At 58.7% G+C, this 18,316-nt stretch carries 13 protein-coding genes; 4 read left to right on the top strand and 9 right to left on the bottom strand.

Annotated features, from left to right (window positions below):
- Positions 1–2 precede the first annotated feature (2 nt).
- From ABIT76_04490 to ABIT76_04480, 3 genes are read right to left on the bottom strand one after another with little or no spacing between them, the layout of a single operon-like run.
- Positions 3–2,702, bottom strand: a complete 2,700-nt coding sequence (locus ABIT76_04490; GenBank protein ID MEO7932401.1) for a valine--tRNA ligase — start codon at positions 2,700–2,702, stop codon at positions 3–5.
- Between the two features lie 3 nt (positions 2,703–2,705).
- Positions 2,706–4,271 (bottom strand): hypothetical protein, encoded by a 1,566-nt coding sequence (locus ABIT76_04485; GenBank protein MEO7932400.1) that lies wholly within the window; start codon positions 4,269–4,271, stop codon positions 2,706–2,708.
- 5 nt (positions 4,272–4,276) lie between these two features.
- Complete coding sequence (locus ABIT76_04480) at positions 4,277–5,077, bottom strand: fumarylacetoacetate hydrolase family protein (GenBank protein MEO7932399.1); 801 nt, start codon at positions 5,075–5,077, stop codon at positions 4,277–4,279.
- A 129-nt stretch (positions 5,078–5,206) separates the two neighbouring features.
- Here ABIT76_04480 and ABIT76_04475 point away from each other — a divergent pair, with 129 nt between their 5' ends.
- The 4 genes from ABIT76_04475 to ABIT76_04460 all read left to right on the top strand — a co-directional run bounded on the left by ABIT76_04475 (position 5,207) and on the right by ABIT76_04460 (position 10,382).
- On the top strand, positions 5,207–6,268 hold the full coding sequence (locus ABIT76_04475) for a TIGR00730 family Rossman fold protein (GenBank protein ID MEO7932398.1): 1,062 nt from the start codon (positions 5,207–5,209) through the stop codon (positions 6,266–6,268).
- A gap of 72 nt (positions 6,269–6,340) precedes the next feature.
- A complete protein-coding gene (locus tag ABIT76_04470) occupies positions 6,341–6,550 on the top strand; it encodes a DNA-binding protein (protein ID MEO7932397.1) in 210 nt (69 codons plus the stop codon).
- A gap of 129 nt (positions 6,551–6,679) precedes the next feature.
- A complete protein-coding gene (gene ppdK, locus ABIT76_04465; GenBank protein ID MEO7932396.1) occupies positions 6,680–9,529 on the top strand; it encodes a pyruvate, phosphate dikinase in 2,850 nt (949 codons plus the stop codon).
- A 97-nt stretch (positions 9,530–9,626) separates the two neighbouring features.
- On the top strand, positions 9,627–10,382 hold the full coding sequence (locus ABIT76_04460) for a putative 4-mercaptohistidine N1-methyltransferase (GenBank protein MEO7932395.1): 756 nt from the start codon (positions 9,627–9,629) through the stop codon (positions 10,380–10,382).
- Here the strand turns inward: ABIT76_04460 and ABIT76_04455 are convergent.
- From ABIT76_04455 to atpA, 6 genes are all read right to left on the bottom strand, one after another.
- The gene (locus ABIT76_04455; GenBank protein MEO7932394.1) at positions 10,379–10,852 is read right to left on the bottom strand and encodes a septal ring lytic transglycosylase RlpA family protein; all 474 of its coding nucleotides are present in this window, start codon (positions 10,850–10,852) and stop codon (positions 10,379–10,381) included. The two genes, ABIT76_04460 and ABIT76_04455, sit on opposite strands and share 4 nt — an antisense overlap.
- A gap of 63 nt (positions 10,853–10,915) precedes the next feature.
- Positions 10,916–14,299, bottom strand: coding sequence for a PAS domain S-box protein (locus tag ABIT76_04450; protein ID MEO7932393.1), 3,384 nt, complete (start codon positions 14,297–14,299; stop codon positions 10,916–10,918).
- Positions 14,300–14,429: 130 nt separating this feature from the next.
- Positions 14,430–14,840 (bottom strand): ATP synthase F1 subunit epsilon, encoded by a 411-nt coding sequence (gene atpC / locus ABIT76_04445; GenBank protein ID MEO7932392.1) that lies wholly within the window; start codon positions 14,838–14,840, stop codon positions 14,430–14,432.
- Between the two features lie 35 nt (positions 14,841–14,875).
- A complete protein-coding gene (gene atpD / locus ABIT76_04440; protein MEO7932391.1) occupies positions 14,876–16,300 on the bottom strand; it encodes a F0F1 ATP synthase subunit beta in 1,425 nt (474 codons plus the stop codon).
- A gap of 33 nt (positions 16,301–16,333) precedes the next feature.
- On the bottom strand, positions 16,334–17,209 hold the full coding sequence (gene atpG, locus ABIT76_04435) for an ATP synthase F1 subunit gamma (GenBank protein ID MEO7932390.1): 876 nt from the start codon (positions 17,207–17,209) through the stop codon (positions 16,334–16,336).
- A gap of 39 nt (positions 17,210–17,248) precedes the next feature.
- The coding region (atpA, locus tag ABIT76_04430) for a F0F1 ATP synthase subunit alpha (GenBank protein ID MEO7932389.1) at positions 17,249–18,316 on the bottom strand (1,068 nt) is incomplete at its 5' end.

Here is an 18,316-nt window from a genome sequence, read left to right as displayed (position 1 = left end):
ATTTAGCTCAAACTCGACTGCATTTTTTCGAGCTGGGAGAGTTTTTCCTGCCAAGTCGCCTCGCGTTGGCGGTGTTCGTCGAGAACGGCGGCGGGAACCTTGTCGGCGAAACCGGGGTTGGCGAGTTTGGCGCGGACTTTAGCGAGTTCGTCGGAGACTTTGGAGATTTCCTTGCCGAGGCGTTCGCGTTCGGCGGCGACATCGACGAGGCCTTCCAGCGGGAGATAAAGATGCCCGAGCGGCGTGAGATTCGTCGGCGTGCCCTGGGGCGCGGCGTAATCGGGCGAAATGTCGAGCACCTCGGCGTTCAGCAGAATTTTCAGCACCTCGGCGTCGTGCGCATCGATGGCCTCGGCGGGTTGCAGGACAAAGCGGACGCGTTTGTTGCTCGGGATGTTGTAAGTCGAACGCAGGTTACGCCCGGCAAGGACGGTGTCGTATTTGCCGGTGGCCGCCTTTTCCGCCAGCGGAATCAGACCATAATGCACCGTAAAATCGTCCCCCAGCGGCTGCGGCCAGTGGGCGAACATGATCGTCTCGCCTCCTTGATTCGTTGGCAGATCGTTGCGGAAGCCGAGGCTTTCCCAGAGTTCCTCGGTGATGAAGGGCAAAAAGGGATGCATCAGCCGCAGTGTGTGCGCGAGGATGAAATCGATCACGGCCAGGGTGTTCGCCCGCAACGGATAGGCCGCAGCCGCTTCTTCCGGCGACATCGGCGTCTCAGTCGGCAACGGCACACGACCGAGCGCGGCCTTGCTCGACTCCAGATACCAATCGCAATATTCGCTCCAGAAAAACCGATAAAGCCCTTGGGCGGCGTCGCTGAAACGATATTCGTCGAGCGCGGTGGAAATTTCCCGAATCGCCGAGTCGAGTTTGAGCAATATCCAGCGGTCGTCGCTGGTCAGAAGCTCGGGGTTGATTTCGCCCTCACTCGCGCCCTCATACATTTGGCGGAAGCGGGCGGCATTCCAGAGCTTTGTGCAAAAATTACGACCGAGTTCCACGTTTTTCTCGTCGAACATCACATCGGACCCGAGCGGCGCGGAACGCATCACGCCGAAGCGCAGCGCATCGGCTCCATACTTGGCGATGATGTCGAGCGGATCGGGCGAATTGCCCAGCGACTTCGACATTTTTCGGCCCTGCTTGTCGCGAATAATGCCGGTGAAATAGACATTTTTGAACGGCATCTCGCCCATCCACTCGAAGCCGGCCATGATCATTCGGGCGACCCAGAAAAAGATGATGTCGGGCCCGGTGACGAGATCCGTAGTCGGATAAAATCTGGCTAGAGTTGCAGTCTTATCCGGCCAGCCCATCGTCGCAAACGGCCAGAGCCAGGAGGAGAACCAAGTGTCGAGAACGTCGGGATCCTGCACCCAGCCATCGCCTTCGGGAGCCTCCATGCCGCAATAAACTTCCTCTCCACGATTCCAAACAGGGATGCGATGCCCCCACCAAAGCTGGCGGGAAATGCACCAATCCTGGATTCCACCTAGCCAGTGATCGTAAACTTTCGCCCAGCGCTCGGGGTAGAACTTCATCGCGCCATCGGCGACCACGGCGCGGGATTCCTCCACGCTCGGATATTTTAAGAACCATTGCTCGCTCAGGCGCGGCTCGATGGGAACGTCGGCGCGTTCGCTGTAGCCGACGTTGTTTTGATAGGGCTCCTGTTTTTCCAGCAGACCGAGTTTTGAGAGGAGTTCCACGGCAATCTTGCGGGCTTCAAAGCGATCCAGCCCGGCCAGGTCCGTGCCGGCCAGCTCATTCATCACGCCGCGCGGATCGATAACCTCGATGGTTTCCAGTTGATGACGTTGACCGATCTCGAAGTCGGCCTTGTCGTGCGCGGGAGTCACCTTCAAAACGCCGGTGCCAAACGCGATGTCGATGCTCTCCTCGGCGACAATCGGGATCAGCGCCTGATTCTCCAATGGCAGCGGACGCTTCGCAAATTTTCCGATGAGATGCGCGTATCTAACATCGTTCGGATTCACCGCGATTGCCGTGTCGCCGGGAATGGTTTCCGGGCGTGTCGTGGCGATGGTTAGGAACGTGTTAGGCACGTCAGCGACCTCGACTTTGAAGTAGTAGAGAAAGCCGTTCGTCGGCTTCATGATCACCTCTTCATCGCTCAATGCGGTGAGCGCGACCGGACACCAGTTCACCATGCGTTTGCCGCGGTAAATGAGGCCCTTTTGATAGAGATCGACGAAGACGCGCTGAACGCAGGCGGAATATTCCGGGTCCATCGTGAATCGAGTGCGACTCCAATCACACGACGCTCCGAGCGCGCGGAGTTGCTTCAAAATCTTCCCGCCGTATTCGTCTTTCCACTGCCAGATTTTCTCGACCAGCTTCTCGCGTCCGAGGTCGTCGCGATGTTTCATTTCCCCGGTTTTGCGGAGCGATTTCTCGACGACATTTTGCGTGGCGATGCCGGCGTGATCGGTGCCTGGCAGCCAGAGAACTTCCTTTCCTAACATCCGCGCTCGTCTAGCTAGAATGTCCTGAATTGTGTTGTTCAAGACGTGGCCCAATGTTAGAACTCCGGTGACGTTCGGCGGCGGAATGACAATCGAGTAAGGTTCCTTGGTGGACTCGGGATCGGCAGTGAAACAACCCTTGGCCAGCCAGTCGGCATACCATTTTTCCTCAATCGCTTGAGGCTCATACGTTTTGGAAATCTCGGACATTTGTTAGTTGGTTTCAGGAGTGGGCGCGGGGTCGTTGCTCGGGACGTTGGACTCATCCGCCGCCTGGCGCGGACCGGGTGGCCAGGTGATTTTTTCGCTGGTAAATTGCATCATGTTCTGGAGGCCGCTGAGGGAAAATTCGGCCACAGCTCCGGGGACGGCGGCGTAGAGGCGGAGCGATCCGGCGCGCTTGCCGCGAACGAGTGCGATTCGATTGGAAGTCAGCTCAGGCGCGATCAGGATGAGGGGCAAACCGTCGGCGGTCGTGAGCCAAAGCTCGTTGCCAATCGAGTTGCATGTGACTCGCAGACTGGCTTTTTCGCCGGGCGTGAGCGGGTTGTCGACCAAGGCAATGGCGGGTGTTTTCTCAGAGGGCAGCTTGCCGCTGGCGACGGGTTTCAAAATGTTGAGGTCGATTCCAAAGTCGCGGCTGGGCTGGCTGTCTTTTTGCAGGTTCGTTTTCCAGAGGGAGAGATCAGCCGTGGGCTTGTCGGTCCATTGCAGGATGCGGAAACGCTGGCGATCCAGCTTGCTGCTAACCAGCGCGATTTGATTGTCGGCGGCGTTTACGTCGAAGGTTAGGAATGTGTCCTCGCCCTCTGGCTCCAGGCTGCGCAGGGGCTGGCCTTGGAGGTCGAATTCGGTGAGACTCGCGCCTTGGGTTGTGAGCCAGAAATGGGAGTCGCGACCTAATGTTAGATGCGTGATCGAGTCCAGTGCCGGGAGCGGAATTTTATCAAAGTGGTCGCCGGTCTTTTGGAAAACGCTGGTGCCGTCCGAGACGAGAACAATATCGCCGCGCGAGGTGAGGAGTTTGGTTCCAGTCGGAAGATCGGCGAGCGGCGTGGGCTCCAAAGTGGCGGGATCGAATCGGACCAGCTTGCCATCCACGATACCGAGCAGGCCAGTCGAGTTAGAGGCGACTGCGGCGATGTTAGCCAGTGATTTGTTGGGTTCGCTGACCGCGCCTTTTTCCAGGTCGAATTGCTGGAGATAATTCGCGCTGGCGAGGCAAACCTTCAGCCCGTTGATAACCAGATCGACCGGCTGCATCCGAGTCGCGGTGCTCCATTGCAGCTCGCCTTTCGCCGAGTAGCGCGCGAGTTGATTGAGTCCGTTGGCCAGCTTTTGAAAGACCACGAAGTCGCCGTTTTCCAGCACGCGCACGAACTGCGTGGAAGTGGGCGAGATGGCTGGTTTGTCGGGATTGATCCAATCGTTGAAATGATAGGCCTCTCCCTGCACCGAGACATCGCCGACGGTCACGCCGCGGATCTCGTAGGTGCCCTTCGCTGCCGTCGTTCCGTCTGCGGTTTGCCCGTCCCAGACCACGAGAAATCCATTGAGCGCGGACGGAATCGAATCCGAGTCGGCGCTTTTCGAGAGCACGCGGATGCACTTGTTAGACGCATCGAAAACTCCGATCGACACCGTGCCATCGAGCGGCGGCGCGGCGAGTTCCACGCTTACCTGATTGGTGGGCAGCGGGAGCGGTTCCGTGGCGAAAATGTTCACCAGAGTCGCCAGAAAGAGCGCGGCAGATAAGGCCAAAGGGGCCGTCAGTTTCATGCTGGCTATTCGTTGGCTACCGGGTTGGTGAGCTTCCCGATGTTCTCGATTTCGATGGTGACCTCGTCGCCCGGTTTCAGCCAGAGCGGGGGTTTGCGGGCCATGCCGACGCCGCTCGGCGTGCCGGTGAGAATGACCGTGCCGGGGAAAAGTGTCGTGCTGCCGCTGAGAAATTCGATCAACGCCGGGACATCGAAAATCATGTCGCTCGTATGCGACTCCTGGACGACTTCGCCGTTGAGAATCGTGCGGATCGCGAGCTGGTTTGGATCGGGGATCTCGTCGGTCGTCACCAGCACCGGGCCGAGCGGACAAAACGTATCGAAAAACTTCCCGCGCGACCATTGGCTGCCGCCGAATTGCTTCTGCCAGTCGCGGGCGCTCACGTCGTTGGCGCAAGTGTAGCCGAGGACGTAATCGAAGGCATCTGCGCGGGAGACGTTCTTGGCTTTTTTGCCAATGACGATGGCCAGCTCGCATTCGTAATCCACCTCATGGCTCGCCAGATGCGTGGGGATGAGAATCGGATCGCCTGGGTGCTGCGTGGCGCCGAGTCCCTTCGTAAAAAGGATGGGAAACTTCGGAAACGGCGCGTCGGTTTCCTCGGCGTGTTTCCGGTAATTCAGCCCGATGCCAAGAATGGAAGTCGGCTCCACCGGGGCGAGAATCTTGGCGACTTCCACCGCTTCGCCCGTGTCCTGAAAACTCCCGAAAATGTCGCCAGCGATGCGGGTAACGCGGCCGTCGGAATGCTGCACGCCATGGCCGGTCTGGCGGGAGGCAGTTTCGTAGCGGACGATTTTCATGGGCAACCAAATTATCAGTTCTTCGGGAGTGGTCCATTTTTACTTTTGGAGGGCGGAGTTGCATTTGACTCACCGCCGATGGAGCAAATTTCCCGTGCGTTTCCTGGAAAACGAGGAATGGTTTGCCACTTGCACGATCCTGCCCATCCCCAGCCACGCTTGAATCTGCCCACTGGAAAACCGGAGTTCGACGCCCGCATCCGGCAGATCGTCGAGGATTGGGGCGGGGGGAAAAATCCGCGCCTGGTCGAGCAAATGATCGGCACTGCACTGCGCATGGCTGACCCGGAAGTGAGCGAGGCGGACCTGAAACTTTTCAACCGCTCGCTCAAGGAATTGCGCTACGCCGCGAAGGTGTTTGCGCCGTATCACGGCATTCGCAAGGTGGCCGTCTTCGGCTCGGCCCGCACGCCCTCGACGGCGGAGGATTACCAGTGCGCGGTCGATTTCGCCCGCAAAATGACCGAGCGGAGTTACATGGTGATCACCGGCGGCGGCGACGGAATCATGGGCGCGGCGAACGAGGGCGCGGGGCGCGAGCACAGTTTCGGGCTGAACATTCGACTTCCCTTCGAGCAGCGGGCGAACCGTTTCATCGAGGGCGACAGCAAGCTGATCAACTTCAATTATTTCTTCACCCGGAAGCTGAATTTCGTGAAGGAAACCCACGCGCTGGCCTGTTTTCCGGGCGGAATCGGGACGCTGGATGAGACGTTTGAGTGCCTGACTTTGATGCAAACCGGGAAGGCGCGGCTGCTGCCAGTCGTGCTCGTGAACAAGCCCGGTGGCGACTTCTGGCAGACCATGGTCGAGTTTATGCGGAATCATTTGCTGAAGCAGGGACTCGTCTCAGCGGACGATTTCCATCTCTTCACCGTCACGGATAATGTGGACGCCGCAGTGGATGAAATCGTGCAGTTTTACAGCAACTACCATTCGTCGCGCTGGGTCGGCAACCAGCTCGTGCTGCGCCTGCAGCGGGCGATCCCAGAATCGGCTGTAACTCGCATGGAGGAGGAATTTGTCGATCTGCTGCAGGGCGAAAATATCACGCAGGGCCCAGCGCTGGAGATCGAGGCGAATGAACCGGCGCTGGCGCATTTGCCGCGGCTTATTTTTTCCCCGCACCGACGAAACTTTGGCCGGCTCCGGTTGTTAATCAATGCGATCAACGCCGCCGGGCCCGCATGAAAAAAGCCTTGGCCGGAAAGTTATTCCGTGGCAAATAGCGCCGAGGTCAACGTAGTTAACAAAGGGTTTCAAATGGATAACGTCATTGCGTCGCGCGAGTTGCAGGTGGAGCGAAAACATTTTTTTATCGAGTATCGCGAGAACGAACGGGGACGCTTTTTGCGGATCACAGAGGAGGCGCATGGCCGGCGGAATACGATCATCATCCCGAGCACCGGCCTCGCGGAATTCACGGGAATGCTTGGCGACGTGCTGATCAGCGCGACCCATGCGAATGCCTAGAAAACTGGCGGCAGCCGGTTTGCAGATTGCGTTCTAACTCCGCTGTCAAATCGCTAGCGTTGACACCCAGTGGCGTTTTGCTAGTTTCGTTTTCCCCGTCGTCTGGCGGCCCTTTCATCCCATTATTTTATGCCCACCAAAACCAAGAAAAAAAGTGCTCCCGCCAAGGCGGTGAGAGCCATCAAACCCGCCTCTAAAAAAACTGTCGCCAGGAAGGCGGGCCCCGCCAAAAAATCCGGTCCGACCAAGGCGAAAAAAGGCAAATACGTTTACACTTGGGGTGCTGGAAAAGCAGACGGCGACGGCTCCCAAAAACCACTCCTCGGCGGCAAGGGCGCGAACCTCGCCGAGATGACTCGCATCGGACTCCCGGTGCCTCCCGGCTTCACGATCACGACCGAAGTTTGCACCTATTTCTACGCCAACAAGAAAACCTATCCACCCGAGATGCAGGGCCAGGTCGAGGCCGGCATCACGAACATGGAAAAAATCATGGGCTACAAATTTGGCGACGCCAAAGGCTTCCCGCTGCTCGTGGCCGTGCGTTCCGGCGCCCGCGATTCCATGCCGGGCATGATGGACACGATTTTGAACCTCGGTCTGAATGACGAGACTGTGATCGCACTCGCCACGGCGACGAACAACGAGCGATTTGCCTGGGATTGCTATCGCCGTTTCGTGCAGATGTATGGCGACGTCGTGCTCGGCTTGCAGAAGCGCGAGGGCGAGGACCACGAGCCGTTTGAAGTCGTGATCGAGGAATACAAACACGAGAAATACGAGCGCGACATCGTGGATTCCGAGCTGACCGCCGAGGACCAGCAGGAACTCGTTCGCCGCTTTAAGAAACTCGTGAAAGATCGCACCGGTCGCGTCTTCCCAAGCGATCCTTGGGAGCAGCTCAAGGGTGCCGCGGGAGCCGTTTTCGGTTCCTGGATGAATGATCGCGCGATCGTTTACCGCCGCAAATACAACATCCCGAGCGAGTGGGGAACGGCGGTCAACGTGCAGGCGATGGTTTACGGCAACACCGGCGAAACCTCCGGCAGTGGCGTTGCCTTTACCCGCAACCCGGCCAACGGCGTGAACGAATTTTACGGCGAGTTTCTCATCAACGCACAGGGTGAGGACGTCGTCGCCGGTGTCCGCACCCCGGAACCCGTGCTGAAGTTGAAAAAAGTGCTGCCGAAGAGCTACGCGGAATTGCTCAAGGTCCGCGCCACTTTGGAGAAACATTTCAAGGACGTGCAGGACGTCGAGTTCACCATCCAGGAAGGCAAGTTGTTCATGCTCCAGACGCGCAACGGCAAGCGCACCGCCGCCGCCGCGCTGAAGTTCTCCATCGACATGGTGAAGGAAAAACTCATCGACTGGGAAACCGCCATTCTGCGCAATCCCGCCGACCAGCTCGATCAGTTACTCGCGCCGGTTTTCGACCTCGCTGAGATCAAGAAGGCCGCCATCATCGCCACCGGACTTCCCGCTGGTCCCGGTGCGGCTTCGGGTAAAATCTACCTCAACGCCGACCGTGCCGCCGCCGCTGCCGAGCGTGGTGAAAAAGTGCTCCTCGTTCGCAACGAAACCTCGCCCGAGGATCTGCGCGGCATGATCGCCGCTGAGGGCATTCTCACAGCCAAGGGCGGCGTCAGTTCGCACGCCGCGCTCGTCGCCCGTCAGATGGGCAAGGTTTGCATCTGCGGCGCATCGGCCTTGCAGATCGACTACGACGCGAAGACCGTCATCGCCTCCGGCCAGACTTTCAGCGAGGGGGATTTCCTCTCGATCGATGGCACTGCGGGCACCGTTTACGCGGGCGAAATCGTCACCTCGCCGAGCGAGATCATCACTGGCACGGTCAGCGGCAACAAAAACGCCCAGAAGACCGAGAAATTCCGCAACTTCCAGCAGCTCATGAAGTGGACCTCGCAGGCGACCCGTCTGGCTGTCCGCACCAACGCCGACACGCCCGATCAGGCCCAGATCGCCATGGCGTTTGGCGCGACTGGCGTCGGACTCACCCGCACCGAGCACATGTTCTTTGAGGGCGACCGCATCGACGCCGTTCGCGAAATGATTCTCGCCGAAAACGTCGAGGGCCGTCGCACGGCGCTCGCAAAAATCCTCCCCTATCAGCGCGAGGATTTCATCGGCATCTTCAAGGCGCTCAAGGGCTTACCGGCCACCATTCGCCTGCTCGATCCGCCGCTCCATGAGTTCGTTCCGCACGACCACCAGGCACAGGCCGCGCTGGCTGAAAAACTCGGCATCACCCCCGAGAAAGTCGCCTCCCGCGTCGCCTCGCTGCACGAGTTCAACCCCATGCTCGGACACCGCGGCTGCCGTCTCGGCATCGCTTATCCCGAGATCACGGAAACCCAGGCCCGCGCCATTTTTGAGGCCGCAGCCGAGGTTCAGAAGAAAGGGATCAAAGTCAAACCCGAGGTCATGATTCCGCTCGTCGGGTTCAAGAAAGAATTCGACCTCCAGGCCGAGATCGTTCATCGCGTTGCTGCCGAGGTACAGAAGGAGAAAAAGTGTAAACTCAGCTATCAAGTCGGCACCATGATCGAAGTCCCACGCGGCGCGCTCACGGCTGACGAAATCGCGACTTCGGCCCAGTTCTTCAGCTTCGGCACGAATGATTTGACCCAGACTGCGCTCGGCATCAGCCGCGACGACATGGGGAACTTCCTCCAGCCGTATGTCGAGAACGAGGTCTTCAAGAACAACCCCTTCGCCAGCCTCGACCAAACGGGCGTCGGCGAACTCGTCAAAATCGCCATCGAAAAAGGACGCAGCACGCGTCCAGACATCAAGCTCGGCATCTGCGGCGAACACGGCGGCGATCCGGAAAGTGTCAAATTTTTCCACCGCGTCGGCCTCAACTACGTCAGTTGCTCGCCCTATCGCGTGCCCGTCGCCCGCCTCGCTGCAGCCCAGGCCGCCATCGAGGAAAAGCGCGCTGCGAAGAAAAAATAGAGCGGACTTCCATTCTTATCTGCAAACGCCCGTCGGAGAAATCTGCCGGGCGTTTTGCTTTGGCGAATCGTCTTGGGCTGATCACAATGGCACTCCCATGAACCCCTACGAAACGGACAAACTGCTGGCGGAATATCTCCTTTTTCACTACGCGTCGCCGGAGCAGGTGATTCCGCCCGGAGTGCCGGAAATGGCGTTTTCGGCCGACTTCGCCGTGCGTTCCGTGTCACAGACCTTGCAGCCCGATCTGCTCTCGAAACCGGCGCGCGCACTCGACTTGGGGTGCGCTGTGGGACGGTCAAGCTTCGAGCTGGCGCGGCATTGTGAGGAAGTGATCGGAGTCGATTTCTCGCAACGCTTCATCGCCGCAGCCCGGGCGGTGAAGGAATCGGGTTTCGCGGAGTTCAACCGCTGCGAGGAAGGTCATCTCGCAACGGCGCTGCGGAATTTTCTGCCATCGGAAATAAAGCGTCACCGGGTGCAGTTTGAAACCGGCGATGCGATGCATCTGCGACCGGGGCTGGGCGAGTTTGATGTCGTTCACGCGGCCAACTTGATCGACCGCCTGCCGGAGCCGCTGCGTTTGCTGCGCCAGTTGCCCGCGCTGGTGAAACCGGGCGGTCAACTCATTCTCACCTCGCCCTACACGTGGCTGGAGGAATACACGCCGCAGGCAAACTGGCTGGGCGGTTTTTACCAGAACGAGCGCGCCGTGACGACTTACGAACGACTGCAACTCGAGCTGCCCGATTTTCTCCTGCTGACGACGCAGGACCTGCCCTTCCTCATTCGCGAACACGCCCGCAAATACCAGTGGAGCATCGCGCAGGCAACGATCTGGGTGCGACGTTAGGGAATCCGGTATTTCCCGTCGCCGACGCTGAGGACTTCGAGCCGGACGCGGGCGAGGCCCTCGTCGTAGAAGCCGAGTTTTTTCGCCACGGGCGAGGTGACATCGAGAATGCGATTGCGAATGAACGGGCCGCGATCCGTCACGCGGACTTTGACGTGACGTCCATTTTTCAGGTTGGTCACGCGGATGACGCACGGGAGCGGGAGTGTCTTGTGAGCGGCACCGCTGCTCCATGGATAAAGGCTGCCGTCGAGCGCGTCGTGCCCCGGAAAAATGAGAAATCCCTCGTGATAATGCGACGCCAATCCCTCCTCGGTGTAGCCGACCGCCTCCTGCGGACTCATCGGTTGATACCATTGGCCGCCGACGTGGTAGCCGGCGGTTTTGTAGCCGCGATACGATCCTCCGCCACAGCCATGGAGAAAAAGCGTCGCCAAAAGAGCGAACGTGAGCCGGGAGAAACGGTGCATGATTCCGTATAGCAAACCGTCGGCATTGCGTCACGCCTGGAAGCGCCCGCACCCCGAAACGAGTTAGGGTTTTTCCTGCAAGGCGGCTTGCAGCACTTTCAGCATCGACTCGGCGGTGTAGGGTTTCGGAATGAAATGGCGCACCCCGGCAGCGGCGACTTTGGCCATGTTCTCCGTCGAGGTGAATCCACTGGAGCCCATCACGCGCACGCTCGGATTGATCATTTTGATGGCCACGATCAGCGTCGCGCCGTCCATGATCGGCATCGCCATGTCGGTGAGAACGACGGCGATTTCGTGCTGGTGCCGGGCGTAAAGCGAGACTGCTTGCGCTCCATTCGACGCGAGCAAGACCCGGTAACCAAAACGCTCCAGCGTGCTCTGAGCGATCTTGCGAATGGCCTCCTCGTCATCCACCAGCAGCACCGTTTCGCCGTGGCCGACCGGAAACTTCGTAGGCGCGACCGGTGCTGGCTCGACGGCGATGGCTGCGGTATGGGCCGGCAGATAGACCTCAAACTTGGTTCCGCTGCCCAGTTCGCTCACCACATTGATGAAACCGTCGTGGCTTTTGACGATGCCCAAAGTCGTGGAAAGTCCCAAACCGGTGCCTTCGCCGATTTCCTTCGTCGTAAAAAACGGCTCAAAAATCTTGTCGCGGACTTCCGGCGGAATGCCCGTCCCAGTGTCCTCGACCTTCACTAAAACGTAAGCGCCCGGCTTCGAGTCGGGGTTCATCGCGGCGTAAGTCTCGTCGAGAAGGACGTTTTCCAACTGAATGGAAAGGCGTCCGCCCTGCGGCATGGCGTCGCGGGCGTTGATGCATAAATTCAGAAACACCTGGTGCATCTGCGTCGGGTCGCTGGTGATCGACCAGAGATTTTTGCTGGCGGCGAGATGAAATGCGACCGTCTTCGGGAACGTGTCCTGCACGATTTTCTGGATGTCTTTGATGATGTGGACGGGGTCCACGAGGACACGGTGGCCGGCCACGCCGCGGGCAAAAGAGAGGACTTGACGGACCAGATCCGACCCGCGCTGGGCGCTTTTTTCGAGGGTGTTCAGGATGTCCTCGGTGTCGGAGTCCGGGAATTTCATCTTCAGGATTTCGAGCGACATCATGATGGGAGCCAGCATGTTATTGAGGTCGTGGGCGATACCGCCGGCCAGCGTGCCGATGCCCTCCATGCGCTGGGCACGAAGGAACTGGGCTTCGAGCCGCTTCTTTTCAGTGACATCGGTGTTGATCGTCAGGATTGATTTGGGAGCACCGGAGGAGTCGCGGACGAGTGTCCAGCGGCCTTGGATTTTGAGCGGTTTGCCAGCCTTGGTGATCTGATCCAGTTCGCCCACCCACTCGCCTTTGCTGATCGTGGCAGCGGCGGCTTGGAGAAAATGCGTGCGATCGCTGTAGAGGAAATCTGCGGCACAGCGGCCTTTCACCTCGTCGTCGGTCCATCCGAAAAGCTGCCGGGCGCTGTGGTTCCAGAAAAGGATGCGATGATCCAGATCGCGGACGATGATGGCGTCCTGCGCCTTGTCGAGGAGCGCGGCCTGCTCGGCGAGTTGGGCCTCGCTCTCGCGCCGCTCCGTCACGTCGCGTGCCACGGCGAAGACTTGGCGCGTTTCCATGAGCGAATGCGAGTTCCAGGAAAGCCAGCGGAAGGAGCCGTCTTTGCAGAGGTAGCGGTTCTCGAAATTGCGCACGGGCTTGCCGATGACGAGATATTCATTGTTGTCCTGCGTCGCCGCGCGGTCCTCGGGGTGAACAAAATCGAGCCATGCCCGACCAGTCAATTCCTCCGTACTCCAGCCGAGACACTGGGTCCAGGCAGGGTTGACCTGTTCCAGGCGGCCATCGAAACTGCCGACGCAAAGCATGTCGATCGAGAGATTAAAAAGCCGGTCGCGCTCGTTCTCGGCCCGCTTGCGATCCGTAATGTCGCCCGCGTAGCCATGCACCACTTGCAGCGCCGGAATCGGAAAGAACGACCACGAAATAACGCGGCCCGCTGTTTCGATTTCGAGCCGCAACCAGGGCCGGCCCGTGCTTAGGCAGTCGCGCACGATCTGGCCAGTGGTGGGCGGGAGGATTTGCTCCGCCTGCTCGAAACCGAGGCTGTGCGTGAGTCTCATCGTGGCGGAGTTGAAGTAGGACACCTCGCCTGTGGCCGAGAGTTCGATGACCGGGTTAGGGTTAAATGCCGCAAACGCCGCCTGCCGCTCGATGTCGCTTTCCGCCTTTTTTCGCTGACTGATGTCCGAGGAAATCCCGATGATGCCGACCGTTTTTCCCTGCTCGTCGAGCAGTGGGGAATTGGTGACCAGCGCGGGAAATTCCACTCCGCTGCGACCCGTGACGATAAATTCGCCGCTCCAGCTTTCGCCACTTTGCAAGCGGCCCATGATCTCCGCCGCCTGCGCCTTACTGGCTTTCGGGACGGTGACGTCCATGATGTTTCGGCCCTGCATTTCCTGCGGCGACCAGCCGTAAAGCTCGCCCGCGAAACGGTTGGCGTAGATCACAGTGCCAGTCGTATCGGTCGCGATGACGGCCTGCCCGATGTGGTTGAGCATGTGGGCCTGCAGGCGGATCGCTTCCTGCGCCCGGCGCTGCGAGGTGATGTTCTGTGCGGTGCCGATCATCTTGGTCGGACCTCCGGTTTTTTCATCAAAGAAAATCTCCGCCGACTCATGCACGATGCATTCGGTGCCGTCGGGCTGGATCAGGCGGTGAACCAGAGAATAAGGTTTTCGGTCGAGGATGGCCTTCGCCACCGTTTCGCGAATGAGGGCGTGCTCTTCGGGCGGCACCAGACTGAAAAATAGCTCATTCGTCACGCGCACCGAACCCGGTTCGAAGCCCGCGATGCGGAACATTTCATCGGACCAGTGCAAGGCATTGCCGTCGATGTCCGGGAGAGTGAGGTCCAACTCCCAACTCCCAAAATGCGAAATGCGCTGGGCCACGACCAGACTCGCCTCACTTCTTTTGAGTGCCTCCTCCGCCTGCTTTCGATCCGTAATGTTGACGTGCATCACCACTGCGCCGCTCACTTCGCCATGGTCCACCGGCGTCGCCATCAGCCGAAACCAGCACGGCTCCTCGGACGAGGGGCACGGATATTCCATTGCAAAATCCTTCACCTCCCCACGCAAAACCTGACGAATCCCGGCTGCCGCGGCGTGCGCATCTAGAGAGTCTTCGCCCGTCGTTGCGTCGCAGATGTTGAGGTAATTTTTGCCAACTTCGGGACTTTGCAGCACGTTTTCCGTGGTGAAATGCCGCCAGGCGTCGTTTACCAAAAGAATCCTACCCAGGTTGTCGATCAGCGCGACATGCGCGGGCAGCGCATTCAAAATCGAGAACTGCGTCTCCGCGCTCGGCCTCATTTTGGTCTTGTGGATCTTTTTATTCGTCTCTGGCTCTGGGGGGGAAATCTTCATCCGGTACAACTTTGACTCCGATTCAAGCAATTGCCGGGCCGTATTCTAATGAACCCGAAAAGATCACAAAAAAACCGCCGATGCCGAGGCATGGGCGGTTTTCTTGAAGAGGCCAGATTGGCCACGTTCTTTAGTGATGCGTCCGGCGTTTCACTTTCAACTGCGCCAGACTGCGGGTGATCGACGATTCGACGGATGCGAGGTCCTCGCCTTCCAGTGCGCCCTCCTTGAGTCGAGTTTGAGCGCGATCAAGCGCTTCCTGCACTTTGGCCTCGTTGATGTGAGATTCCTCGACCGCCATGTCGGTGACGACGCTGACGCTGACGCCGGTGACCTCGACGAAGCCTTCGCCCACGGCGAGATGCGTCACTTTTCCCTTTTGGCTGATGACCAATTCACCGGGGCGAATCGAGGTCATGAGCGGGATGTGCATAGGAAAAATGCCGAGTTCTCCGTCCACGCCGGGCAGCACCACCGAGTCCACGTCGTCGTTGAAGGTGAGTTTGTCGGGAGTGACGATTTGCAGGTTTAGTGTAGCCACAGAATTCAGCGTTGCAGATTCGAATGAAACTCGACTCAGTCCTTGATCTGGTCGATGCCGCCCTTCATGTAGAAGTTGCCTTCTGGAACGTCGTCGTGTTTGCCTTCGAGGATTTCCTTGAAGCCTCGCACGGTTTCAGCGATGGAAACATACTGGCCGGGAGTTCCGGTGAAGACTTCCGCGACGTGAAACGGCTGCGAGAGGAAACGCTGGATTTTGCGAGCGCGGAAGACGGTGGTTTTGTCCTCCGGGCTGAGTTCGTCCATACCCAGGATGGCGATGATGTCTTGAAGATCCTTGTAACGCTGGAGCACACGCTGCACGCCGCGAGCGACGTTGTAGTGTTCCTCGCCGATGATGTCGGGCGAGAGTGCCTTGGAGGTCGAGGCCAACGGATCGACCGCTGGATAAATGCCCAACTCGGCGATGGAACGCTCGAGCACGACGGTGGAATCCAAGTGCGCGAAGGTGTTCGCCGGAGCCGGATCGGTCAAATCGTCCGCCGGAACATAAACCGCCTGCACGGAGGTGATGGAACCTTTCGTGGTCGAGGTGATGCGCTCCTGGAGCGTGCCCATTTCGGAGGCGAGAGTCGGCTGGTAACCGACTGCGGACGGGGTGCGTCCGAGCAAGGCGGAGACTTCTGAACCGGCCTGCGAGAAACGGAAGACGTTGTCTACAAAGAGAAGCACGTCCTGGTTTTTCTCGTCACGGAAATATTCGGCCATGGAGAGGGCGGAGAGCGCGACGCGGAGACGGGCGCCAGGAGGTTCGTTCATCTGGCCATAAACGAGCGCGACTTTGGACTTGCTGAGATCGGCTTGGTTGATGACCCCGGCGTCGCTCATTTCGTGGTAAAGATCGTTGCCCTCACGGGAACGTTCGCCGACTCCGGCGAAAACGGAAAAGCCGCCGTGTTCCTTGGCGATGTTGTTGATGAGCTCGAGAATGACGACCGTCTTGCCGACGCCCGCACCACCGAATGCACCGACTTTGCCGCCCTTGGTGAACGGGCAAATCAGATCGATGACCTTGATGCCGGTCTCCAAAATGGAGGCGCTGGTGTCCTGCTCGACGAGGGTCGGAGCCGGACGATGAATCGGATAACGCTTGGTGTGAGGAACAGGTCCGCGCTCGTCCACGGGATCGCCGGTGACGTTGAAAATGCGGCCGAGAATGCCGTCGCCGACAGGAACGCTGATCGGAGCGCCAGTCGCCTTGACGTCGTAGCCGCGCTTAAGGCCTTCGCAGGAACTCATCGCAATGGCGCGCACCCAACCCTGGCCGAGATGCTGCTGCACTTCGAGAACGAGGTGGTTGGCGACGCCGCCGACTTCAAAGTCGATTTCGAGGGCTTCGTAGATTTTTGGCAACTGTCCCGATTTGCTGTAATCGACGTCGATGACGGGGCCGATGACTTGGACGATGGTGCCGATGTTTGTGGCGGTGTCTGTGCTCATAAAAAGTTGAGGGTTGTCTGTGTGTGGAGAGTTTTACTGACCAAGGACCATTTGTGCGGTGGAGATTTCCAGCAATTCTGTGGTGATGCTGGCCTGGCGAAGTTTGTTATATTCGAGGGAAAGGTCTTTGATGAGCGATTTCGCATTGTCCGTAGCGCTCTTCATAGCGACCATTCGGGCGCTGTGCTCCGAGGCGCGGGCTTCGAGGACCGCATTGTAAACTGCGATGTGCACGGAGTAGGGAAGGAGCGCGTCGAGGAAGGAAGCCGCGTCGGGCTCAAACAAAATATCGCTGCTCGCGGCCGTCGTTGCGTCACCATTAGAATGGAAGTCGGCTTGCTCGAACTCGGAGGTCACCGGGACGAGTTGCACCGTCTTCGGTATTTGGGTCAGGGTGTTTTTGAAGTTGGTGTAGAGCACGGTCACGCGATCCACTTCACCCGATAGAAACTTCTCCACGATGAATTTGGAAACCAGTTTCGTCTCCAAAAAGGTCGGCGAATCCTTGATCGGGAAATCGGCCACCAGATCGCGCCTGTTGCGGGCGACCCATTGGGAACCTTTGCGGCCCAAGGTCACGAAGATCGTTTTCGCCGGGTCAAACTTCGACGCTTCGCGCAGTAAATTGGTGTTCAACGCGCCGCACAGACCTTTGTCGGTGGCCACGATCAGGACCAATTCCTTCGCGACCGGACGCGCTTCGAGCAGCGGGTGAGTTTGATCCGAATTGAGGCCGCGCAATGCGACTGCCATCTTGCGCAAGGCTGCCGCGTATGGACGGGCGTCGAGCGCGAGCTGTTGGGCTTTGCGCATCTTCGAGGCAGCGACCATCTGCATCGCCTTGGTGATTTGGGCGGTGTTTTTGACCGACTTAATGCGGCGTCGAATATCTCGGGTGTTGGCGGCCATCGGAGTTAGGCAGAAATCAAAACGTGGGCGGAGTCAGACCTACTTGTAGGTCGATTTGAAGTCGGAGAGGGCAGATTTGAGTTCCGCAGTGATGTCGTCGTCAATCGCCTTTTTGTCGATGATCTTGGCAAGCAAATCGGTTTTCCGGGTTTTGAAAAACTCCATCAGCTTGTTCTGGAAATCCTTGATCTTGTCCACGGCGATGTCGTCGAGGTAACCATTCTGCATGGTCCAGAGCACAGCGACCTGCAACTCGATGGCGAGCGGCATGTATTGCGTCTGCTTGAAGAGTTCCACGATGCGGGCACCGCGGTCGAGCGTGGCCTTGGTTTTCGCATCCAAGTCCGAACCAAATTGGGCGAACGCCGCGAGCTCGCGATACTGGGCCAAGTCACCTTTGATCTTGCCGGCGACTTGCTTGGTGGCTTTGATCTGCGCGGCGGAACCGACACGGGAGACCGAGAGACCGACCGAAATCGCGGGACGAATGCCCTGATAGAACAAGTCGGTTTCCAGATAAATCTGGCCGTCGGTGATGGAAATCACGTTCGTGGGAATGTAAGCCGACACGTCGCCTGCCTGCGTCTCGATGATCGGGAGCGCGGTGACGGAACCGTTGCCGTTTTTCTCATCCACGCGAGCGCTGCGTTCGAGCAGGCGGCTGTGGAGATAAAACACGTCGCCAGGATATGCCTCGCGGCCCGATGGGCGCTTCAAAACGAGCGACACCTGGCGGTAGGCGACAGCGTGCTTGGAAAGATCGTCATAGACGATCAGGGCGTCCATGCCGTTGTCCATGAACCACTCGCTCATCGCGGCACCGGCAAACGGAGCGAGATATTGGTTGGTCGCGCTCTCAGAGGCGGAGGCGGAAACGATGATCGTGTATTCCATCGCACCCGCTTTTTCCAGAATGGCGATGGAGCGGGCGATGTTCGAGTTCTTCTGACCGATGCCGACGTAGATCGAGTAGATCGGGCGGAAATCGGGGTTGCCGATGTTGGCCTTGTTGATCTGGGCTTGGTTGAGAATGGTGTCAATAGCGACCGTCGTCTTGCCGGTGGCGCGGTCGCCGATGATCAATTCGCGCTGGCCGCGGCCAATCGG

The sequence above is a fragment of the Chthoniobacterales bacterium genome, from assembly GCA_039930045.1.
Lineage (GTDB): Bacteria > Verrucomicrobiota > Verrucomicrobiia > Chthoniobacterales > DASVRZ01 > DASVRZ01.
The sequence above is the reverse complement of the archived record's forward strand: the minus strand, read 5'-3'. Positions and strand labels throughout refer to the sequence as shown.

Coding starts and splice junctions, on each gene's coding strand:
- atpD (MEO7932391.1), bottom strand. CDS start 16,300: ATGAGCACAGACACCGCCACAAACATCGGCACCATCGTCCAAGTCATC.
- atpG (MEO7932390.1), bottom strand. CDS start 17,209: ATGGCCGCCAACACCCGAGATATTCGACGCCGCATTAAGTCGGTCAAA.
- ABIT76_04485 (MEO7932400.1), bottom strand. CDS start 4,271: ATGAAACTGACGGCCCCTTTGGCCTTATCTGCCGCGCTCTTTCTGGCG.
- ABIT76_04450 (MEO7932393.1), bottom strand. CDS start 14,299: ATGAAGATTTCCCCCCCAGAGCCAGAGACGAATAAAAAGATCCACAAG.
- ABIT76_04470 (MEO7932397.1), top strand. CDS start 6,341: ATGGATAACGTCATTGCGTCGCGCGAGTTGCAGGTGGAGCGAAAACAT.
- ppdK (MEO7932396.1), top strand. CDS start 6,680: ATGCCCACCAAAACCAAGAAAAAAAGTGCTCCCGCCAAGGCGGTGAGA.
- ABIT76_04480 (MEO7932399.1), bottom strand. CDS start 5,077: ATGAAAATCGTCCGCTACGAAACTGCCTCCCGCCAGACCGGCCATGGC.
- ABIT76_04460 (MEO7932395.1), top strand. CDS start 9,627: ATGAACCCCTACGAAACGGACAAACTGCTGGCGGAATATCTCCTTTTT.
- ABIT76_04490 (MEO7932401.1), bottom strand. CDS start 2,702: ATGTCCGAGATTTCCAAAACGTATGAGCCTCAAGCGATTGAGGAAAAA.
- ABIT76_04455 (MEO7932394.1), bottom strand. CDS start 10,852: ATGCACCGTTTCTCCCGGCTCACGTTCGCTCTTTTGGCGACGCTTTTT.